The following is a 19970-nucleotide window of genomic DNA, read 5'->3' on the forward strand; positions in this document are numbered from 1 at the left end:
ACCGACCCGACGCCGACCCAGCCCGACGCCGACCCGAATCAGCCCCAGCCCGACGCCGACCCGAATCAGCCCCAGCCCGACGCCGACCCAGCCCGACGCCGACCCGAATCAGCCCAGGAAGGACAGCCGGACGGTACGGCGCGGATTGTCCCCGTTGGTGTCGACGAGCACCACGGACTGCCAGACGCCGAGCGCGAGTTGGCCGCCGAGCACCGGCAGCGTCGCGTGCGGGGCGACGAGGCCGGGCACCACGTGGTCCCGGCCGTGCCCGGGGCTGCCGTGCCGGTGGCGCCAGCGGTCGTCGGCCGGGAGCAGGTCCCGCAGGGTGGCGAGGAAGTCGTCGTCGCTGCCGGAGCCGGTCTCCAGGACGGCGATCCCGGCGGTCGCGTGCGGCACGAAGACGTTGAGCAGGCCGTCGCGCCCGGTGGCCCGCTCGTCCAGGAACGCCGCGCAGCGGTCGGTGATGTCGACCGCGACTTCGCGGCTGCCCGTGGTGATCTCGAAGGTGGTGGTCTGGAACCGGCCGGTCGGGGTGGAGTGGTTGTTGTCCGCCATGGCGCCATCCTGGCCCAGGTCAGGGGGTCGGGCCTACTGCCTCGCCGACTCGCCTTGCCAGGGAGGCAAACTCGCATAAGGTGAAAGGTTCAGACCACAGCGCGGGCTTCGGGCCGCCCCGGAGCGACGGGGCGTCCGGACACGCCAATGACCCGGCGGACCGGACGGTCCACCGGGTCTGTTCCCGACCAGGGCGGGACGACGACCGACGACGGCTGGGGACGAACCCCTAGCCGCGCCCGCCGAAGAGGCTCCGACGCAGCCGACGCAGCGGCGTCAGCAGCGAGATCCTGGTGTGGCGACGACGGGTCGTCGGGGCCCCGGCGCCGCGAGGCGTCAGCTCCCTTATCAGCCCGAGCGCCTCGGCGGTGTCCACCGCCGGGAGCGCGGGCGCGCCGAGCACGGCCAGGTGTCGTTCGATCCGGCGGCCGGTCGTGCCGACACCGCACTGGATCGCCGGCACACGGGGCCGAGTCCGCACTTGCATGTGTTCCATCAGTTTTCCCACCCCTACGAGGCGCCAGGGCCGTGAGGCGAAGACTATCCGTGACAGACGGCCTTCGCGCAACCGTCCTTGGTGTTGTGCCACCGTACCGTGCGGCGTCAACTGACGATGCACCAGGGGCCACCCGGCCGATCACGACTAGGCATCAATGATGGTGCACGACCGGCCATCCGTCAGCAGTGCCCGGAAGTGCGGACCGGGTAGCCGTCCGCGCCGTCCGCGCCCGGCGCACGTGGGGCGCTGCGGCGGCACCCGGCACGGCGTCGGCCGGAGCGCCCGCGCACACCCCCGGGACCTCCGCAGACGGACTCCCCATATAGGGGACAGCCGCCAGATCGACAAAGTGATGTTCGGGGCGCCTCCGACCCCACGTCGACGCCGGTTCCCGAGCCGACGCCGAGCCGGTCCCGAAGCGGCACCGTCGCCGGTTCCCGAGCCGACGCCGCAACCCGACGCCGCAGGCCGACCGTCGACCTCCACCCGCCCCGACCTGACCCGCGAGCCCCGGATCGCCACCACCCTCGTCACCCATCGCCACCTCCCGTCACCGGACGCCACCGACCCCCGTCGATTCGACCCCCCTCACCCCCTGCGCGCTTGCTTTCATGAAGTGAACACATTCGAGGGATTGACTCCCGCCTCACCTCCAAGCAATATCTGATTGCACGCGCTGTGCCCGCACCGCACCCAGGCGCGTGTTCGATTGATGAAGAACTCCGGCTCCCGCGAGCCACTGCCCGGCCGCCTCGACGCTGCGGTGGCCAGGCTCGCGCGGTGCCCGGACCGGCGGTCGGCCGTCGAGGGTCGGCCGGACCGCCACCTGACTGCCGGTGCCGCCCCGCAAGGGGCCCGGCACCGGCGGTTCCGGGTCAGTCCGCCGCGGATCCCGTCGGCGAAATCCCGCCCGTCCCCGGCGAGACCGCTCGCACCGGACGTCCGCGCTGGTCGCGCCCGGTGGATCGGTAGACTCGGCCAGCGTGTCCCTCCTCCTCAGCATCGTGCTCCCGGTCCACGGCGTGGAGCGGTACCTGCCGCGCTGCCTCGACTCGATCCTCGGCGACACCCCCGCCCTGGAGTCCCGCTTCGAGGTCATCGCGGTCGACGACCTCTCCCCCGACGGCTCCGGCGCGATCCTGGACGCCTACGCGGTCCGCGACCCCCGGCTGCGAGTGATGCACCTCACCGAGAACCAGGGCCTCGGCGGCGCCCGCACCGCCGCCCTGCCGCAGGCCCGTGGCGAGTACGTCTGGTTCCTGGACAGCGACGACTGGCTGCCCGAGCGGACCGTCAGCGTGGTCCTCGACGAGCTGGCGCAGGAGCGCCGCCGCGAGACCCCCGCCGACGTGCTGATCACCGACTTCACCCACGTCTACCCGGACGGCGGGACGGAGTCCAACCCTTGGCGCCACGTGCTGACGGGCTCCCCGCTGGTCGAGGGCAGCACGCTGGCCGAGCACCCGGCACTGTTCCAGACCGTGATGTCGGTGTGGAACAAGGTGTTCCGGCGCGAGTTCCTGGACGGCCTCGGCGTCTCCTTCGGCCGCGGCTACTACGAGGACATCTCGGTCACCTACCCGGCGCTGCTGGCCGCCGAGCGGCTGCGCTACGTCGACCGGGCCTGCTACAACTACCGGCGCGGACGGGACGGTGCGATCACCGCCACCGCCTCCCCCAAGCACGCCGACGTCTTCGCGCAGTACGACGCGATCTTCGCCTTCCTGGACCGCCCGGACCGCCCCGGCAGACCCGTCCCGGAGTCGCTGCGCACGCTGGTCTTCGACCGGACCGTCCGCCAGGCGCTCAACGTCTACGACTCCCCCGGGCTGGTCCCCGCCGACCTGCGCCGGGACTTCTTCCAGCGGATCGCCCGGCACTTCGACCGGCACCGCCCGGCCGGCTACCGCTACCCCGGCGGGGTGCGCGGCGTGCAGTACCGGCTGGCCGCCCGCGGCGCCCGGATCGCGTACGCCGAGCTGCGCCGCACCGGCCGGCTTCCGCGCGAACTCAAGCGCGGGGCACGGGCGGTGGCGCCCGCGGTGAAGAAGGGGGTGCGCAGCGGCGCCCGGTTCACCGCGTACAACGCCTTCCGCCGGCTGCCGCTCGACGAGAACCTGGCGGTCTACGCCGCGTACTGGCACCGGGGCTACGCCTGCAGTCCGGCGGCGATCTACGAGAAGGCGAAGGAACTCACGCCGCGGATCCGGGGCGTGTGGGTGGTGGAGAACCGCCGGCAGGCCGGCACGCTGCCGCCCGGGGTGCCGTACGTGATCGTCAACACCCCCGCCTACCTGAAGGTGATGGCGACCGCCAAGTACTTCGTCAACAACGTCAACTTCCCGCGCACGATGGTCAAGCGGCCCGGCTCGGTGCACGTCCAGACCCAGCACGGCACCCCGCTCAAGACCATGGGCATGGACCTGCGCGACCGCCCCGAGGCGGCGGAGGGGATGGACTTCGACCTGCTCCAAGAGGCCGTCGACCGCTGGGACTTCCTGGTCTCTCCGAACCCGCACACCAGCGAGCACTTCGCCCGCGCCTTCCCCGGCCGGTACGAGATGCTCGACACCGGCTACCCGCGCAACGACCGGCTGGCCGACGCGTCCCCGGACGAGGTGCGCGCGGTGCGCGAGCGACTGGGGCTGCGGCCGGGCACCAGGGCCGTGCTGTACGCGCCGACCCACCGCGGCGGCAAGGGCGGCTACGTGCCCCTGCTGGACGTGGCCGAGCTGGCCGGGCGGCTGGGCCCGGACTTCACGCTGCTGGTGCGCACGCACTACTTCCACACCGGCGGACCGGGCGATCTGGCGGCCGACGGGGACGCGGCACGGATCGTGGACGTCTCGGCGCACCCGACCGTCGAGGACCTCTACCTCGCAGCGGACGTGCTGGTGACGGACTACTCGTCGATGATGTTCGACTACGCGGTGCTGGACCGGCCGGTGGTGGTCTTCGCCCCGGACTGGGAGGAGTACCAGCGGGAGCGCGGCGTCTACTTCGACCTGTTCGCGGAGCCGCCGGGAGCGGTCACGGAGACCGCGGGGGAACTGGTGCGGGCACTGCTGGCGGGCGATCCGGCACCGGGGGCGCGGGCGCGGTTCCGGGCGAAGTTCTGCGTCTGGGACGACGGCGGCGCGGCGGACCGGGTGGTGCGCCGGGTGTTCCCGGTGACCGACGGGCGGTAGGGCCCCGCGGGACGCCACCGGGCGGGCCCGGGGCACGGGGGACGCGACGGGCGCACGGGGGACGGCGGAGCGGCACGGGGGACGGCGGAGCGGCCCTGGCGCGGAGAAGCGACGGGGCGGCCCGGGGCACGGGGGACGGCGGGACCGCCGGGCGGGGCCGGTGCCGCCGGTACGGCGACCGGCCCCGTCGGCACGCGGGCTCAGCGCCGGCGCGCGGCCAGGAACTCGTCGAAGGTCAGGACGCCGTCGTGGTTGGTGTCCATGCTGTGGATCAGGGCCTCGGCCATCGAGAGGGTGACGTCGTGGTCGCCCATCTCGTTCGCGGCGAGCGCGTACTCGGCCGGGGTGATCTTGCCGTCGCCGTCCTTGTCGAAGCGGTCGAAAAAGGCCTTGATCGCCTCGGTGGTCTCCATCGTGCCCTCCTGGGTACTGCGGGGTGTTGCTCGGTTCGGACGGCCGTACCCTACCTGTCCGTGGTGTGCACCACGGTCGGCGGGAGTGGACGGGCGCGGGGGTGGGTGTCGTAGTCTGCGGATCTGATTGCGGGCCCGGGCACCTCCCGGGCGGTCGTTCGTCCAGGGAGGGAATCGTGCTCGACCTCGTCACCAAGCTGGTGCTGAAACCGGTTTCGCGGGGAATCTGGCGCCCGGTCATCGAGGGGGTCGAGAACGTACCGCGCAAGGGCGGGGTCATCCTGGCCAGCAACCACCTGTCCTTCATCGACAGCGTGGTGATCCCGCTGACCTCGCCGCGCCGGGTCCACTTCCTCGCCAAGGCCGAGTACTTCACCGGCGCCGGGCTCAAGGGCAAGCTCTCCAAGGGCTTCTTCGAGGCGATCGGCGCGGTGCCGGTCGAGCGCGGCACCTACCGTTCCGCTCAGGCCTCGCTGGAGTCGGCGCTGGAGATCCTGGAGGACGGCAAGGCCTTCGGCATCTACCCCGAGGGCACGCGCTCGCTGGACGGCCGCCTCTACCGGGGCAAGACGGGCGTCGCCTGGCTCGCGCTGACCGCCGGCGTGCCGGTGGTCCCGGTGGCGCTGGAGGGGCCGGAGCAGATCCTGCCGGTGGGCAAGCGGGTGCCGCGACTGGAGAAGGTGACGGTCCGCTTCGGCGAGCCGCTGCACTTCGACGAGCTGCACGGGCAGGCCCGCTCGCTGAAGGCCCGTCGGCAGGTGACCGACGAGGTGATGGCGGCGATCCAGCGGCTCTCCGGCCAGGAGGTCGCGGAGACCTACAACGAGGTGCCGAAGGCGGCCTGACCGCCGGGGGTCACCCCTGTCCGAGGGGTCCACGCCCGGGCACGGGTTCACGGCCGTGCACGGGCCCACATCCGCTCGAAGGCTTCACACCGAGGTGGGGTTCGCACCCGGGCTGGCTTCACACCGGGGCGGGGTTCACACCCGGGCCGGGCTTCACACCCGGTCGAGGGCGACCTCCGGCAGGACGGCCTCCGGCAGCGCGGCCGCTTCCGGTGCTTCCCGGCGCAGCAGGGCCGCGTATCGGCCGTCCAGCGCCACCAGCTCGTCGTGGGTGCCCAGTTCGACCACCTCGCCGTGGTCCAGGACGGCGATCTGGTCGGCGGCGCGGACGGTGGAGAGCCGGTGCGCGATGGTGATGGTGGTGCGGCCGGCGGACAGGGCGTCCACGGCCTGCTGGACGGCGCGCTCGGTGCGGTTGTCGAGCGCGCTGGTGGCCTCGTCGAGGATGAGCACCGGCGGGTTGCGCAGGATCGTCCGGGCGAGCGCGAGGCGCTGCTTCTCGCCGCCGGAGAAGCGGTAGCCGCGTTCGCCGACCATGGTGTCGTAGCCGTCCGGCAGGGCGGCGATGGTGTCGTGGACCTGTGCGGCCCGGGCGGCCTCGACCAGTTCGGCGTCGGTGGCGCCCGGCTTGGCGAAGCGCAGGTTCTCGGCGACCGAGGCGTGGAAGAGGTAGGTCTCCTGGGAGACCACGCCGACCGAGCGGGCCAGGGTGTCGAAGGAGAGCTCGCGGACGTCGACGCCGTCCAGGGTGACCCGGCCGCCGGTGACGTCGTACAGCCGCGGGACGAGGTAGCTGAGGGTGGTCTTGCCCGAGCCGGTCTCGCCGACCACGGCCAGTGAGCTCCCGGCCGGGACCGTGAGGTCGAGGCCGGAGAGGGTCGGACGCTCCTGGGCCGGGTCGTAGCGGAAGTCGACGCGCTCGAAGCGGACCTCGCCGCGCGGCTCGGCCAGGGTGACCGGCGCGGCCGGCTCGGCGATCTCCACCGGGAGGTCGAGGTACTCGAAGATGCGCTGGAAGAGCGCGAGCGAGGTCTGCACGTCGACGCCCGTGGACAGCAGGCTCACGGTGGGGCGGAAGAGGCCCTGCTGGAGGGTGACGAAGGCGACCAGGGTGCCGACCGACACGATCGGGGCGCCGGCGGCGGAGGTCAGGCCGGCCGCCCAGTAGATCAGCGCGGGCATCGCGGCCATCACGATCTGGATGGTGTTCATCCGCCAGCGCCCGGCCATGCCGGCCCGGACCTCCAGGTCGGCGAGCCGGTCGGACTGCTCGGTGAAGTCGCGGGCCAGTGAGTCGGAGCGGCCCATCGTGCGTCCGAGCAGGATGCCGCTGACCGACAGCGACTCCTGGACCGCCGAGCTCATCGCGGCCAGCTGCTTCTGCCGCTCGGTGGTGATCTTCTTGCGTTCCCTGCCGACCCTGCGGCTGATCCAGACGAACAGCGGGAGCAGGAGCAGGGAGACGACGGTGAGCCGCCAGTCCAGGGCGAGCATGGCGACGACGGAGGCGACCACCGCGGTGAGGTTGGACACCAGGCTGGTCGCGGTGGAGGTCACCGTGGACTGCATGCCCCCGATGTCGTTGGCGATCCGGGACTGCACCTCGCCGGTGCGGGTGCGGGTGAAGAACGCCAGCGACTGCCGCTGCAGGTGCCCGTAGACGGCGGTGCGCAGGTCGTGCATCACGCGCTGGCCGACGGTGGTGGAGATCAGCGTCTGCAGGACGTTGAAGACGCTGTTCACCACGGCGGTGAGGATCATCCCGAGCGCGAGCAGGCTGAGCAGCCCGGTGCGGCCCTGCGGGATGGCGGTGTCCAGGACGGCCTTCAGCAGGAACGGCGAGACCACCGAGACCACGGCGGAGGCGGCGACCAGCAGCCCGACGGTGGTCAGGCGGCCCCGGTACGGGCGGAAGAGCGCGAGGATGCGCCGCCACTGTGCGGGCGGGCGGGGCTCGCCCTCGGCGCGGGCAGGCGGGGTCCAGTTGACGGCGGGCCTCAAAGGCGGGCCTCCAGGGTCGGGACGCGCGCCGGGGGCGCGACGACGGGTGGCACGGCGGTCGGATGAACGCCAGCATAGCGAGCGTAGCTCATAGTTAGGCAAGCTAATAGTGAGGGTTGCCCTATTCCCCGCTGCCCAGCGACCCCGCAGCCCCGCAGCCCCAGCCGCCGTACGCCGCCGCCCGCCGCCCGCCGCCCGCCGCCCGCCGCCCGCCGCCGCGAGCCTCAGTTCGTCCGGTAGGTGCGCGCCGCCTTCGAGGAGTGCCCGCCCAGCCCGCCCGGCGGCAGCAGCCGGGCGATCGCGACCGCGACCTTGTACCGCTTGCTCGGCACGGACACCGACCGGCCGCGGGCCAGGTCGCGCATCGCCTCGTCCACGACCCGGTCGACGGAGAGCCAGGACCAGGCCGGGATGTTGCCCGTGCCCATGCCCGCCCGCTCGTGGAACTCGGTCCGGGTGAAACCCGGGCACAGCGCCATCATCCGCACGCCCGTGCCGCCCAGGTCGCGCAGCACGCCCTGGGTGAAGCTGACCACCCAGGCCTTGCTCGCCCCGTACGTCCCGCGCGGCAGGAAGGCCGCCACCGAGGCGACGTTGACGATCGCTCCCCGGCGGCGCTCGCGCATGCCGGGCAGTGCGGCCGTCGTCAGCCGCAGGATCGCCTCGACGTGCACCTTCAGCATGTCCAGCTCGTCCTGCAGCGGGACGGTTCCGAACGCGCCCTTGTTGCCGAACCCGGCGTTGTTGATCAGGAGGTCCACCGGACGGGCCGGGTCGGCCAGCCGGGCCTCGACGGCCCCGATGCCGTCGTCGGTCGCGAGGTCCGCGGTCAGCACCTCCGCCTCGACGCCGTACGTGCCGTGCAGGTCGGCGGCGGCGCGTTCCAGGCGCTCGGTGTCCCGCGCCACCAGGACGAGCTGGTAGCCGCTGCGGGCGAGCCGGCGGGCGAACGCGGCTCCGATGCCGGCGGTCGCGCCGGTGATCAAGGCTGTGGTCATGCCCCCGACCGTACCCACTCGCCGCTGTCGAGCCCACACCGAGTGCAACGCCCCAGTTCAGGACGCTGCGGATGCAGGTACTCGATCGTGCTCGTAGTGTCGGACAGGGGCACCGCCGGACCTGGCGGTGAAATCCAGACGAGGAGGCACATCTGATGCTTACTCAGTTCCGGACCGAATCGGTTTCGACGTCACGCAGCGCGACGTCGGCCGAAGCCGAAACCCTAGCGAGCCTGATGGTGGAGGACGAGGCCGTCGTGTCCGACGCGCCCACGTACCTGCCCGAGGCCGCCGGTGGCCTGCTGCTGCTCGGACTCCTGCTGCTGTCCCCGAAGGGACCCAAGGAGAAGCCGACCCGGTAGCCACGCTCCGTCCGCAGGGCCCCGCACCCGCGGGGCCCCGCGCCCGCGCCCTACCTCCTGAAGGAGGACCTCACCACCATGCCATTCGCCGAGACCCCTCTCCGTGACGAGTACGCCGCGGCGGTCGAGCGGGTGGCGGGCCGGACCCTCGACGCCCTCCGGGGCGGCGGGGGTGCGGCCGCGCTCGCGACCCCGGACACCGCCGTGCCCCGCCCGCTGCTGGCCGCGGTCCGCGTGCTCGGCGCCGACCTCTTCGCCCCGCAGCTGCTCACCGGAGCCGAGCCCGACGGCCCCACCGCCGCGCTGCTCGCCGAGGCCCGACGGACCTTCCCCTCCCCGGCACCGGCCTCCCCCGACGCCGCGCAGGCCATCGCCTGGCAGGACTGGGCGGCCGAGCAGGTGCTCGCCCGCACCCCGTACGCGGACACCGCTCCGGACCCCGCGCCCGCCCCGCCGCCCGGGCCGGCCGAACTCGGCTGGCAGACCTGGTCGGTCCGGATGGCACAGCTGTCCGTGCTCGCGCTGCCCGGACTGGACGGCCCGGTCCACGACGCCGCCCGCACGAACCTCCTGGACCTCTCCCGCGGCACCGCCCGCGCCATGCTCCGACGCGACTTCACCACCGCCGTCCGGCTCGCCCGCTGGCTCGCGTGGGCCGACGCCGCGGACCGGCCGCCGCACCTGGAGGTCGAGCCGATCCTGGACCGGATCCGTCTGGTCGGCATCGGCGCCGTCCGCACCCGGCTCGAACTCGCCGTCGCCGAAGCCCTGTCGGAGGGTGGACCGCGATGACCGACACCCAGGTGCTCGCCACCGCCCAACAACTCGGCACCCGCGCGCTGTCCTGGCTGCACACCTGCTACCAGGACGGCTGGGGCCGGCTCTCCGACAACACCATCATCGACCTCGCCGAACCGAACGACGTCTACAAGCCGCTCTGCGAAGCCGCGATGGCCTCCTCCCTGGTCCTGCGCGACGGCGTTGCCGGACCGCAGGACGCCCGCGCCGCGCGCGACATGCTCGACGGCGCCTGGGAACAACTGCGCGAGGGCGACATGCTGTACGAGCGCCAGCTGCGGCACGTCACGGTCACCGACCCGCTGGAGACCTACGCCCACTTCGCCCGGGTCGGCTACCGGCACGCCGCCCTGGAGGAGTTGCTCGAATCGATCAGCCGGCTGCGCGCCGTCCACGCCGTCGAGATCCAGGGCAGCCGCCAGCTGGCGGTGGCGAACGCACGACGGGTCATCGGGCTCAGCCACCGGCCCGACTGGGCCGAACTCGCTGCTCGCACCTGGCTCGGCGCGCTCCCCGAACCCTGGACCATCGCCTGGTCGATCGCCTACCAGGTCACCCACACCGTCTTCCACCTCACCGACTGGGGCGCCCGCCCGGCGGACCTGCCCGGACCGATGCGCGACTACCTGCGCGCCTGGCTGCCGGTCTGGCTCGACATCTGGACCGAGATCGGCCAGTGGGACCTCGTCGGCGAACTGCTGATCGTCGACGCGTGCATCGGCGAACCCGCTCTCGGCAGCTCCGGCTGGGAGGCGCTGGCGGCGGTGCAACGCGCGGACGGCCTGGTCCCCCGGGATGCCGAACCCATCGAGGACGACCCCGAGTCGGCGATCCGGGCCCACGAACACACCGCCGTGGTGGCGGTGGTGGCCGCGACGGTCACACTCTCCCGCGCGCTCGGCGGCACCGACGCCGCGGCCGGGTGAACGAGCTCGACGCGGCCGTCCGGGCGGCAGTCCGGGCGGCCGCGCCGTACGCCACCGCCGTCACGGTGGCCGTCGTGCACGGCGACCGTGAGGAGGTCCGGTGCCACGGCCGACTCGCCCGCACCGCGGACGCGCCCACGTGCACCCCGGACACCGTCTTCGAACTCGGTTCGGTCAGCAAGACGTTCACCGCCCTGCTGCTCGCGGAGATGACCGCGACCGGTGAACTCGCCCCGGCCGACCCGGTGGAGGACCGCCTCCCGCCCGACTGGCTTCCGGTGACGGTGCGTTCGACCGATCCGATCCGGCTGCTGCACCTGGCCACCCACACCTCGGGGCTCCCCCGCCTGCCGCCCGGGCTGCTCGCGGGCGCCGTCCGGAACTGGGCCGGCAACCCGTACACCGCCTTCGGCGACGAACAGTTGCGCGTGGCACTGGCCCGAACCACCGTACGGTGCACGCCCGGTAGCCGGTACCGGTACTCCAACTACGGCGTCGGGCTGCTCGGTCGGGTGCTCGCCGAGACAGGCGGGCTGCCCTACGGCGAACTGCTCACCCGGCGCGTCTGCCGACCGCTCGGCCTCCCCGCCACCACCTGCGCGCCGGACCCGGCGAACCTGGCGACCGGGTACCGGCACGGACGCGCAGTCCCGCCGTGGAGCATCCCCGGGCTGCCGGGAGCGGGCGCCGTCCGGTCGACCGGAGCCGACCTGCTGCGCTACCTCCGGGCACACCTCGACGCGCCTCGGCCCGGCAGCAGCTGCCGGGGCAGTGGTGGAGGCGGGGGCGGCGGCGCGCTGGGAGCGGCCCTGGCCGACGTCCAGCGGGCGCGGTTGCGGCTGCCGCACTCCACCGACGAACTGTGCCTGGTGTGGAACCGTCGCCGCTCGGGCGGGCGCGACCTGTACTTCCACACCGGCGGGACTCGGGGCTTCACGACCTTCGTGGGGTTCTCCCCGGAGACGGCGGCCGCCGTCGCGGTGCTCGCCAACACCGGGCCGATACTGGACGGACGGTTCGTGCAGGCCGGGTACGAGGTGCTGCGGACGGTCGCGCGGACGACCACCACCGGCCGCAGCCACCGCCCGACGCCCGCCGCGACCGTCGCAACCGCAATCGCGGCGACCACCGCGACCACCGCGACCACCGCACGGGGCCGCCCGCCGGAGCGGACCGACCGTCACACGTCGGCTCCGGACGGACGACGGTGCGTCGAGGACGGGCCTTAGCCGACGGCCGCCCTGGCCCTTGGGGAGCGGCCGCTCCGCCCCTCAGGCAGCGACCGCTTTGGCGCGGTCGGCGGCGATGTGCACGGCCAGCCCGGCGAGGACGGTGCCCATCACGTAGCGCTGGACGCGCAGCCAGGCCGGACGACGGTTGAGGAAGGAGGCGATGCCGCCCGCGCTCATCGCGATCAGTCCGTTGACGGTGATCGCGATCACGATCTGGATCAGCCCCAGCAGCAGGCTCTGCAGGGCCACGTGACCGCGCTCCGGCACCACGAACTGGGGCAGCAGCGAGATGTACATGATGGCGATCTTCGGATTGAGCAGGCAGGTCAGGAACCCCATCGCGAACAGGCGGCGCGGAGGGTCCGGCGGCAGCTCCTGCGGGGCGAACACCGCCGTGCCGCCCGGCTTGACCGCCTTCCAGGCCAGCCAGAGCAGGTAGCCGGCGCCGGCCAGCTTGATCGCGGTGTAGAGGGCCGGCACCACCGAGAACACCGCGGCCACCCCCGCCGTCACCGCGACGAGGTAGACCAGGAAACCGGTCGCGACCCCGAGCAGCGAGATCAGCCCGGCACGGCGGCCCTGCGCGATCGAGCGCGACACCAGGTAGATCATGTTCGGCCCCGGCGACAACACCATGCCCAGTGCCACAGCGGCGATCCCGAGCGCGGCGTGGCCGTCCACGGCGGTTGTCAACGTGTCCATGCGAGGAGGCTAGGCCGGGCGATCAGCTCGGCGCAATGACGACTTTGCGCTCGGTGCAATGATGGCGGGGTGCGTCGTGTGTGATGCGGGGCGCCGGACGCGGGATGCCGGGCGCGGGGGCGCCGGACGCGGGGTGCAGGGCGCGGGGGCGCCGGACGCGGGATGCCGGGCGCGGGGCGCGCACGGCATGCCCGGACACGCAGGAGACGGAGGGATCGACGCCGATGGACGACTACCGCCAGATCGCCGACCAGGTCGCCGCCGACATCGCCGCCGGGCGGCTGCGGCCCGGCCGACAACTGCCCACCCAGCGCGCCTTCGCCCGCAGCCGGGGCATCGCCGCCTCGACGGCGGGACGGGTCTACCGGGAACTGGGCCGCCGCGGCCTGACCGTCGGAGAGGTCGGACGCGGGACCTTCGTCCGGGCCGCGCACGACCCGGACGGCGGACAGGTCGCGCTCACCGAACCGGCCGCCACACCGGTGGACCTGGAGCTCAACTACCCCGTCGTCCCCGGGCAGGCCCGGCTGCTGGCGGGCGGGTTGGCTCCGCTGCTGCGCGCGGACGCGCTCGGCGACGCGCTGCGGCCGGTCGGCGCGGCCGGGACGGACGCGGCACGGCACGCCTTCGCGGACCTGCTCCCGACCGGCATCCGGGAGGCCGGCGGCCATGACCTGCTCTTCGCGGGCAACGGGCGGCAGGCCATCGCGGGGGCGCTCGCCGCGCTGGTCCCGCCGGGGCAACGGCTGGGGGTCGAGGAGCTGACCTATCCGGTGGTCAAGGCGACGGCGGAACGGCTGGGCATCAGGCTGGTGCCACTGGCGATGGACGAACGCGGACTGCTGCCGGACGCCGTCGCCGTCGCCCACCGGGCGGCGCCACTGCGCGCCGTGTACGTGCAGCCCCGGCTGCAGAACCCGCTCGGCGTGAGCCTGCCGCACGAACGGGCGGTTGCCCTCGCGGAGGAACTGCGGCGACTCGACCTGCCGGTGGTCGAGGACGCCGTCTGGTCCTTCCTGTGCCCCGGGTCGACCCCGCTGGCCGCGCTCGCACCGGAGCGCACCGTCCTCGTCGACAGTCTCTCCAAGCGGCTCGCACCCGGTCTGACCACCGGGTTCGCGGTCGTGCCGGCCGGGCTGCGCGAACAGGTGGCGGGCGCGTTGCGGTCGGGCGGTTGGACGCCCAACGGGTTCGCGCTGGAGGCGGCGGTGCGCTGGATCGGGGACGGCACGCTGGTCGCCGTCGAGGCGGCGAAGCGGGCCGACGCGGCGGACCGGCAGAGGCTGGCGCGCGAGGTGCTGGCGGGGCAGCGGCTGCGGGCCGACCCGTGTTCGTACTACCTGTGGTGGGAACTGCCGGGCGGCCGGCGGGCCGAGACCTTCGTCGCGGCGGCGGCGCGCGCCGGGATCGCGGTCACGCCCGCGACGGCGTTCGCCGTGGATCCGCGACGCTCGCCGTCCGCCGTCCGAGTCGGGTTGGCCTCGCCGCCGCTGCCGGTACTGGCGCAAGCCCTGGAAACGCTGGCGCGGATCGCGGGCGAGAGCGAGGGCAAGGGAGTGGACGAGGGAGAGGGGGAGGGAGCGGACGACGGCGGGCGGCGAACAGATGACAGCTGACAGATGACAGCTTTCGAAATCTGTCAGCTGTCATCTGTCGCCTGTCACTTGTCGCCTGCCGCCTACCGCCTACCGCCTACCAGTTGTCAGTTGTCAGTTGTCAGTTGTCAGCGGCTGGTTGACCGCAGTCAGCCGACCGCGTCAGCCGTCGCCTCGGCTGTCCGACCCACGTCGGCTCCCCCGGGCCTCGGTGTCCGCCGCACCCCCGGCGCCGACGGCGCGCAGGCGGTCGGCGGCGGTGGCGGCGAGCTGCGGGGCGAGCCGGGCCACGTCCCGGGAGCCGACCACCGCGATCAGGCTCGGCAGCAGCCAGCGGACCGGCTGCATGCCCCGAAGCCAGGCCTGGGCGTAGACGTGGGCCGACCGGCGCGCGATGCCCGCCACGATCCGGTCCACCGCGGGCTCCAGCGGGTACGTCTTGTTCGCCGGCCACGGCAGCCGCGACCGCATCTGCTTCAGCACGGCGTCCTCGTCAGCCCCGCGCACCATGTCGGTGTCGGTCCAACTCAGGTATCCGACGCCGACCTTCACACCCCGGTAGGCGACCTCGGCGCGGATCGAGTGGGCGAAGGCCTCCACCCCGGACTTGCTGGCGCAGTACGCGCTCATCAGCGGTGCCGGTGTCAGCGCCGCGAGCGAGGCGATCTGCAGCAGGTACCCACGGCTCTCGGTGAGGGCCGGCAGGAAGGCCCGCGCGGTGGCGACGCTGCCGAGCAGGTTCACCTCGATGACCCGGCTGAACGCCCGGTGGTCGCTGTCCGTCAGCGGTCCGCCGAGCGCGATCCCGGCGTTGGCGACGACGGTGTCGATCCGCCCGTAGTGCTCCTTGACCCGTCGGGCGGTGTCCTCCAGCGCGTCGAGGTCGGTGACGTCCACCTCCCAACTGGTCGCGTCCGGGCCGCACTTGGCGGCGACGGCCTTCAGCTCCTCCGGCTCCAGCCCCAGCAGGGCGACCTTGGCCCCGCGCCGGGCGAGCTTGCGGGCGAGCGACGCGCCGACCCCGCGGGCGGCCCCGGTGACGACGACGACCTGCGCGGACAGCGGCGGGATGGCGGTCATGCGACGGCGGTCCTCTCATCGGCGGGTTCATCGGCGGGTTCATTGGCAGCTTCATCGGCGGACTCGGGGCGATCAGCGGAGCCGGCGCCGCCGACCAGGTGCGTGGCGGCCATCCGGTGGATCTCGGCGGCGACCTCCGCCGGGCGCTCCAGCGGCGACATGTGGCCGACCCCGGGCAGCAGCAACATCCCCTGCGGGTCGGCCAGTTCGGCGACCATCCGGTGCGCGTGCACCGGCGGGGTCAGCCGGTCGGCGGTGCCGACCACGACCGCGGTGGGCGCGGCGAGCCGGGCCAGTCCGGCGCGGACGTCCAGCCGGTCGAGCACCGCGGCCCAGTTGGCGCGTACGGCGGTCGGGCAGGCGTGCACGATCCGGGCCGTGGCCTCCACCTGCCCGGCGGGCGAACCCGGCCCCATGGTGGCGTACTTGAGCGCGACCCGGCTGACCGGCGAGACCGGTCCGAGCGGCAGCCGGGAGCGGAGCAGCTGCCGGTGCAGGAAGCGGCGCAGACCCGGGGAGCGGACGCCCGGGGGCAGCACGGTGAGTTCGGCCACCAGGTCGGCCGGACCGGTGGAGATCAGGATCGCGGCTGCGGTGCGGTCGGCGACCTCGGGGCGGCCGCCGGCGGCCATGATGGTCATCCCGCCCATGCTGTGTCCGGCCAGCACGGCCCGCTCCCCCGCCGGAACGGTCCGGGCGAGTACCGCGGACAAGTCCTCGGCGAGCGCCCTGGTCGAGTAGCGGGCCCGGCTCGGCGGGATCTCGCTGTGACCGTGGCCGCGCTGGTCGTAGGCCACCACCCGGTAGCGGTCGGAGAGTTCGCGGATCACCGGGGCCCAGAACGTGGTGGAACAGGTCCAGCCGTGCGCCAGCACCACGGTGGGTGCGCCGGGTTGGCCGTGCACCTCGACGTGCAGCCGGATGCCGTCCGCCGACCGTACGCTCAACTCATCGACAGGTACTGGGGGTTCGTACTCGGCGGGCAGATGGACGGCGCTCACGCGGAGACCTCCTGGACGGTACGGGTGGCGGCCGGTGCGGCGCGCATGATCAGCTCGTACTCACCGAGGTCCACCTTGCGGGTGGCGCGGCGGAACGAGCTGGTGGAGCCGGGCCAGAGCACGGTGTTCCTGCCACTCGGGTCGAGGTACCAGCTGCGGCAGCCACCGGTGGTCCAGACGGTACGGTCCATCCGGTGCTGCAGTTCGAGGTTCCACTGCCGTTGGGCGCGCGCGGTCGGCTGCATCGCGGCGGCACCGATCGAGCGGAGCATGGTCAACGCGTCGATCATGTAGTTCAGTTGGGACTCGATCATGAGGATCATCGAGCTGTTGCCGAGGCCGGTGTTGGGCCCGATGACGAAGAAGAGGTTCGGGAAGCCGCGCACGGTCGAACCGCGCAGCGCCTCCATGCCGCCCTTCCACTCCTCGGCCAGACTGGTGCCGTTGACGCCGAACACCCGGTCACCGATGGGCATGTCGGTGACGTGGAAACCGGTGCCGAAGACGATGGCGTCCACCTCGTGCTCGCTGCCGTCGGCCGCGACCAGGGTGGAGCCGCGCAGTTCGCGCAGGCCGGAGGCGACGACCTCGGTGTTGGCAGCGGAGAGCGCCGGGTAGTAGGTGTTGCTGAGCAGGATGCGCTTGCAGCCGATCCGGTAGTCCGGGGTCAGCCTGGCGCGCAGCGCCGGGTCGGCGACGCCCTGCGCGAGGTGGCGTTCGGCGAGCTGCTGGACCAGGCGCAGCATCCCGGGGCGGCGGACGAAGGCGTCGACCTGGAGCTCGCGGAGGGCGAACAGGGTGCCGCGACGGACCTTCGCCGTGACCGGCAGGCGGCCGTGCAGCCACTTCTCCAGCTGGGTGATCTCGCGGTCGCGGCGCGGCAGGACCCACGCCGGGGTGCGCTGGAAGACGGTCAGCTTGCCGACCTCGGGCTGGATCGACGGGATGATCTGGGCGGCGGAGGCGCCGGTGCCCACCATGGCGACGCGCTTGCCGGTCAGGTCGAAGTCGTGGTCCCAGCGGGAGGAGTGGAAGACCTTGCCGGGGAAGCCGCTCAGCCCGGGCAGGTCGGGGACCTGCGGGTCGGCGAGCGGCCCGGCGGCGGAGACGACGGCGTCGGCGGTCCACTGACCGGCCGAGGTGGTGATCCGCCAGCGGGTCGCCTCGCTCTCCCACCGCGCCTCCAGCACCTCCGCGTTGAAGCGCAGGTGGGGGCGGAGGCCGAAGACCGTCGCGACCTTCTCCAGGTAGGCGCGGATGTCCGGCTGGCCCGAGAAGCTGCGCGGCCAGTCGGGGTTGGGGGCGAAGGAGAAGGAGTAGAGGTGGGAGGGTACGTCGCAGGCGCAGCCGGGGTAGCTGTTGTCGCGCCAGGTGCCGCCGACGGAGTCCGCGCGTTCCAGGACCACGAAGTCGGTGATCCCGGCGCGCCGCAGCCGGACCGCCGCACCGAGCCCGCCGAAGCCGGAGCCGATCACCGCCACCCGGACGTGCGGCACGGTCTCCGCCGCCACGCGGGCGCCGGTCGCGGCCGCCGCTTCGGGCGCGCCGTCGGCGTCGGGGGCACCCGCGGCGCCGGAGGTGCCGGAGCCGTCGGCCGCGCCGGGCGTGTCGGGCTCGCCGGACGCGCCGGCCGTGCCGGAGCGGGGGCGCTTGCTGCTGGATGCCATGCGGCCTCCTCCTGAGGGTGGGCGGTGGTCGTCGCGCTCTCCGGGGACCCCGCCCCCGGACCCTGCCAATCGCGCCAGTAATCACTGGCATGATTGGCAGGGTAGCCCTTGCTGACACCGGAGGGAAGAAGCGCGACGGACCCGACCCCGGGAACGTTCCCGCCGACGGACCTATGCTGATCGCCGTGGACAAGGTCAGAGCTGCTGCCAGCGACAGAAAACGTGAGTACCGGGTGGAGGAACTGGCCGAAGCGGCCGGAATCACCACCCGCACCCTGCGTTTCTACCGCGAGCGCAAACTGCTCCAGCCACCCCGCAAGGCGGGCCGGATCGCCTGGTACGGCGAGGAACACCTCTCCCGGCTGCGCATGATCGGCGAGCTGCTGGAACGCGGCCACACCCTGGGCGGCATCGCCGAGCTGATCGGCGCCGGCGAGAGCGGGCGGGACGTCGCCGACCTGATCGGGCTGGAGGCCGCGATCGTCGCCCCCTGGTCGGACGAGACCCCGGTACGCCTGGACTGGGAGGAACTGAAGACCGCGTTCGGGGACCAGCTCACCGAGGAGAACACCGCCGAATCGATCGAACAGGGCTACATCAGCATCGAGGAGGACGGGATCACCCACGTGAGCCGCCGGCTCATGGACGCCACCACGGAACTGGTGGCGGAGGGCGTGCCGCTCTCGGCGGTGCTGGACGCCAGCCGGCGCACCAGGGAACACGTGGACGCCATCGCCGAGATCTTCATCGAGGTGGTCACCGAGCACCTGCTCAGCGCACTGGCCACCGACACCCCGCTGCCGCCCGGCGAAGCGGCCCGGCTCACCGAACGCATCCTGCGGGTACGGCCACTGGCCCGCACCGTCGCCGACGCCCAGTTCACCCTGGCGATGGACCGCCGGGTGCACGCCGAGTACGACGAACTGCTGCGCCAGCGACGGGAGAACGGAACCGAGGCCCAGGACGGGCCCTGACGGGGCCGCGGCGGGATCCGGGCGCTCAGCGGTGATCCTGCGTCTCCGGGGGTGCGACCGACCCCTGTGGCTCCAGGCGTGAACCGGCGGCCGCGCGGGCAGGAATTCCCGCGCCCCGCACGCACGTTGGAGGTGCCCTCGATGTCCAGAACCCTCAGCCGCCGCGCCGCGCTCGGCCTCGCCGCCGGGCTCGCTCCCGGACTGGCGCTCGCCGCCTGCGGGCCCGACTCCCCCGCCCCGAAGGCCGGTTCGTCCGGCAGCGGCAGCACCCGGACGGTCCGGCACGCGCGCGGGGAGAGCACCGTGCCGGCGCGGGCCGAACGGGTCGTGGTGCTGGACACGGACGCGCTGGACTCGGTGCTCACCCTCGGGCTCGCCCCGGTCGGCGCCACCACCGTCAGCGCGGGCGCGCCCTTCCCCGCCTACCTCCCCGCCGATCGGCTCGCCGGGACGAAGACCGTCGGCACGATCGGCCAGCCCAGCCTGGAGTCGATCGCGGCACTGCGTCCGGACCTCATCCTCAGCAACCAGGTCCGCGACGACAAGCGGTACGACGAGCTGTCCAGGATCGCGCCGACCGTGCTCTCCAAGACCACCGGGCCGACCTGGAAGGAGAACGTCCGGCTGCACGCCGAGGCCCTGGGCCGTCAGACCGAGGCCGCGGCGGCGGACGCGGCGTACCGGACGAAGCTGCGCGACCTGGTCACCGCACTCGGCGGGCCGGCCAGGGCCGCGGCCACCCGGGTCGCGATGGCCCGCTTCCTGGCGGGCGCGCCGACCAGGCTGTACCTCGACGACACCTTCGTCGGCTCGGTCTTCAAGGACCTCGGACTCGGCCGTCCCGCCAACCAGGACAAGCCCGGCTTCTCGATGGAGATCAGCCCGGAGCAGGTCGACCAGGCGGCGGCCGACGTCATCTTCTACTCGGTGTACGGGGACGCGGCCAAGTCCGACCAGGGCAAGGTCACCGAGGGCGCGCTGTGGAAGAACCTGGACGCCGTCCGCCACGGGCGGGTCTTCCGGGTGGACGACAACCTGTGGATGCTCGGCATCGGGTACACCGGGGCCGGCCTGATGCTGGACGAGGTCCGCAAGGACCTGGCGCCGACGGGCGGGTGACCGCCGGCCGCGATC

At 73.3% G+C, this 19970-nt stretch carries 18 protein-coding genes; 9 read left to right on the forward strand and 9 right to left on the reverse strand.

Features of this window, described 5'->3' with window-relative positions; translation table 11 throughout:
• Window positions 1–108 precede the first annotated feature (108 nt).
• Both ACFV04_RS04155 and ACFV04_RS04160 read right to left on the reverse strand, forming a co-directional pair.
• Window positions 109–555, reverse strand: a complete 447-nt coding sequence (locus tag ACFV04_RS04155; protein WP_360250360.1) for a YjbQ family protein — start codon at window positions 553–555, stop codon at window positions 109–111.
• Between the two features lie 229 nt (window positions 556–784).
• Window positions 785–1051 carry a hypothetical protein gene (locus tag ACFV04_RS04160; protein WP_360250363.1) on the reverse strand — a complete coding sequence of 89 codons (267 nt, stop codon included), beginning with the start codon at window positions 1049–1051 and terminating at the stop codon, window positions 785–787.
• A gap of 986 nt (window positions 1052–2037) precedes the next feature.
• Here ACFV04_RS04160 and ACFV04_RS04165 point away from each other — a divergent pair.
• The gene (locus tag ACFV04_RS04165) at window positions 2038–4242 is read left to right on the forward strand and encodes a CDP-glycerol glycerophosphotransferase family protein (protein WP_380340111.1); all 2205 of its coding nucleotides are present in this window, start codon (window positions 2038–2040) and stop codon (window positions 4240–4242) included.
• 200 nt (window positions 4243–4442) lie between these two features.
• Here ACFV04_RS04165 and ACFV04_RS04170 read toward each other — a convergent pair whose 3' ends face one another.
• A complete protein-coding gene (locus tag ACFV04_RS04170; RefSeq protein WP_360250369.1) occupies window positions 4443–4655 on the reverse strand; it encodes an EF-hand domain-containing protein in 213 nt (70 codons plus the stop codon).
• 176 nt (window positions 4656–4831) lie between these two features.
• Here ACFV04_RS04170 and ACFV04_RS04175 point away from each other — a divergent pair, with 176 nt between their 5' ends.
• Complete coding sequence (locus ACFV04_RS04175) at window positions 4832–5500, forward strand: lysophospholipid acyltransferase family protein (protein WP_380340107.1); 669 nt, start codon at window positions 4832–4834, stop codon at window positions 5498–5500.
• A 153-nt stretch (window positions 5501–5653) separates the two neighbouring features.
• Here ACFV04_RS04175 and ACFV04_RS04180 read toward each other — a convergent pair whose 3' ends face one another.
• Window positions 5654–7501 (reverse strand): ABC transporter ATP-binding protein, encoded by a 1848-nt coding sequence (locus ACFV04_RS04180; protein ID WP_380340104.1) that lies wholly within the window; start codon window positions 7499–7501, stop codon window positions 5654–5656.
• Window positions 7502–7725: 224 nt separating this feature from the next.
• Window positions 7726–8499, reverse strand: coding sequence for an SDR family NAD(P)-dependent oxidoreductase (locus ACFV04_RS04185; protein WP_380526653.1), 774 nt, complete (start codon window positions 8497–8499; stop codon window positions 7726–7728).
• A 236-nt stretch (window positions 8500–8735) separates the two neighbouring features.
• Between ACFV04_RS04185 and ACFV04_RS04190 the strand changes: the two genes are divergently transcribed.
• The 4 genes from ACFV04_RS04190 to ACFV04_RS04205 all read left to right on the forward strand — a co-directional run bounded on the left by ACFV04_RS04190 (window position 8736) and on the right by ACFV04_RS04205 (window position 11814).
• Window positions 8736–8861 carry a hypothetical protein gene (locus ACFV04_RS04190; RefSeq protein WP_363568886.1) on the forward strand — a complete coding sequence of 42 codons (126 nt, stop codon included), beginning with the start codon at window positions 8736–8738 and terminating at the stop codon, window positions 8859–8861.
• 78 nt (window positions 8862–8939) lie between these two features.
• Complete coding sequence (locus ACFV04_RS04195; RefSeq protein ID WP_380526654.1) at window positions 8940–9653, forward strand: hypothetical protein; 714 nt, start codon at window positions 8940–8942, stop codon at window positions 9651–9653.
• Window positions 9650–10585, forward strand: a complete 936-nt coding sequence (locus ACFV04_RS04200; protein WP_380340094.1) for a DUF6895 family protein — start codon at window positions 9650–9652, stop codon at window positions 10583–10585. The genes ACFV04_RS04195 and ACFV04_RS04200 overlap by 4 nt, the downstream gene beginning before the upstream one ends.
• Window positions 10582–11814, forward strand: a complete 1233-nt coding sequence (locus ACFV04_RS04205; protein ID WP_380526656.1) for a serine hydrolase domain-containing protein — start codon at window positions 10582–10584, stop codon at window positions 11812–11814. The genes ACFV04_RS04200 and ACFV04_RS04205 overlap by 4 nt, the downstream gene beginning before the upstream one ends.
• 42 nt (window positions 11815–11856) lie before the next feature.
• Here ACFV04_RS04205 and ACFV04_RS04210 read toward each other — a convergent pair whose 3' ends face one another.
• Window positions 11857–12519: a LysE family translocator gene (locus ACFV04_RS04210; protein WP_380526657.1), complete on the reverse strand. Its 663-nt coding sequence runs from the start codon at window positions 12517–12519 to the stop codon at window positions 11857–11859.
• Between the two features lie 224 nt (window positions 12520–12743).
• Here ACFV04_RS04210 and ACFV04_RS04215 point away from each other — a divergent pair, with 224 nt between their 5' ends.
• A complete protein-coding gene (locus ACFV04_RS04215) occupies window positions 12744–14135 on the forward strand; it encodes a PLP-dependent aminotransferase family protein (RefSeq protein WP_380526659.1) in 1392 nt (463 codons plus the stop codon).
• 141 nt (window positions 14136–14276) lie between these two features.
• On the opposite strand, the gene ACFV04_RS04220 is transcribed toward ACFV04_RS04215, so the two are convergent.
• The 3 genes from ACFV04_RS04220 to ACFV04_RS04230 are packed head-to-tail and all read right to left on the reverse strand — an operon-like array spanning window position 14277 to window position 17862.
• Complete coding sequence (locus ACFV04_RS04220) at window positions 14277–15194, reverse strand: SDR family oxidoreductase (RefSeq protein WP_380340082.1); 918 nt, start codon at window positions 15192–15194, stop codon at window positions 14277–14279.
• Window positions 15191–16195, reverse strand: a complete 1005-nt coding sequence (locus tag ACFV04_RS04225) for an alpha/beta fold hydrolase (RefSeq protein WP_380526662.1) — start codon at window positions 16193–16195, stop codon at window positions 15191–15193. The genes ACFV04_RS04220 and ACFV04_RS04225 overlap by 4 nt, the downstream gene beginning before the upstream one ends.
• Window positions 16192–17862, reverse strand: coding sequence for a flavin-containing monooxygenase (locus ACFV04_RS04230; RefSeq protein ID WP_380526664.1), 1671 nt, complete (start codon window positions 17860–17862; stop codon window positions 16192–16194). Before ACFV04_RS04230 ends, ACFV04_RS04225 begins: the two co-directional genes overlap by 4 nt.
• 173 nt (window positions 17863–18035) lie before the next feature.
• Between ACFV04_RS04230 and ACFV04_RS04235 the strand changes: the two genes are divergently transcribed.
• Complete coding sequence (locus ACFV04_RS04235) at window positions 18036–18836, forward strand: MerR family transcriptional regulator (RefSeq protein WP_380526666.1); 801 nt, start codon at window positions 18036–18038, stop codon at window positions 18834–18836.
• 141 nt (window positions 18837–18977) lie between these two features.
• Window positions 18978–19955 (forward strand): ABC transporter substrate-binding protein, encoded by a 978-nt coding sequence (locus ACFV04_RS04240; RefSeq protein WP_380340070.1) that lies wholly within the window; start codon window positions 18978–18980, stop codon window positions 19953–19955.
• Window positions 19956–19970 lie beyond the last annotated feature (15 nt).

It is taken from the genome of Kitasatospora sp. NPDC059599 (assembly GCF_042735125.1).
Lineage (GTDB): Bacteria > Actinomycetota > Actinomycetes > Streptomycetales > Streptomycetaceae > Kitasatospora.

Coding starts and splice junctions, on each gene's coding strand:
- ACFV04_RS04170 (WP_360250369.1), bottom strand. CDS start 4,655: ATGGAGACCACCGAGGCGATCAAGGCCTTTTTCGACCGCTTCGACAAG.
- ACFV04_RS04210 (WP_380526657.1), bottom strand. CDS start 12,519: ATGGACACGTTGACAACCGCCGTGGACGGCCACGCCGCGCTCGGGATC.
- ACFV04_RS04190 (WP_363568886.1), top strand. CDS start 8,736: ATGGTGGAGGACGAGGCCGTCGTGTCCGACGCGCCCACGTACCTGCCC.
- ACFV04_RS04155 (WP_360250360.1), bottom strand. CDS start 555: ATGGCGGACAACAACCACTCCACCCCGACCGGCCGGTTCCAGACCACC.
- ACFV04_RS04220 (WP_380340082.1), bottom strand. CDS start 15,194: ATGACCGCCATCCCGCCGCTGTCCGCGCAGGTCGTCGTCGTCACCGGG.
- ACFV04_RS04185 (WP_380526653.1), bottom strand. CDS start 8,499: ATGACCACAGCCTTGATCACCGGCGCGACCGCCGGCATCGGAGCCGCG.
- ACFV04_RS04160 (WP_360250363.1), bottom strand. CDS start 1,051: ATGGAACACATGCAAGTGCGGACTCGGCCCCGTGTGCCGGCGATCCAG.
- ACFV04_RS04215 (WP_380526659.1), top strand. CDS start 12,744: ATGGACGACTACCGCCAGATCGCCGACCAGGTCGCCGCCGACATCGCC.
- ACFV04_RS04230 (WP_380526664.1), bottom strand. CDS start 17,862: ATGGCATCCAGCAGCAAGCGCCCCCGCTCCGGCACGGCCGGCGCGTCC.
- ACFV04_RS04240 (WP_380340070.1), top strand. CDS start 18,978: ATGTCCAGAACCCTCAGCCGCCGCGCCGCGCTCGGCCTCGCCGCCGGG.
- ACFV04_RS04235 (WP_380526666.1), top strand. CDS start 18,036: ATGCTGATCGCCGTGGACAAGGTCAGAGCTGCTGCCAGCGACAGAAAA.
- ACFV04_RS04195 (WP_380526654.1), top strand. CDS start 8,940: ATGCCATTCGCCGAGACCCCTCTCCGTGACGAGTACGCCGCGGCGGTC.
- ACFV04_RS04200 (WP_380340094.1), top strand. CDS start 9,650: ATGACCGACACCCAGGTGCTCGCCACCGCCCAACAACTCGGCACCCGC.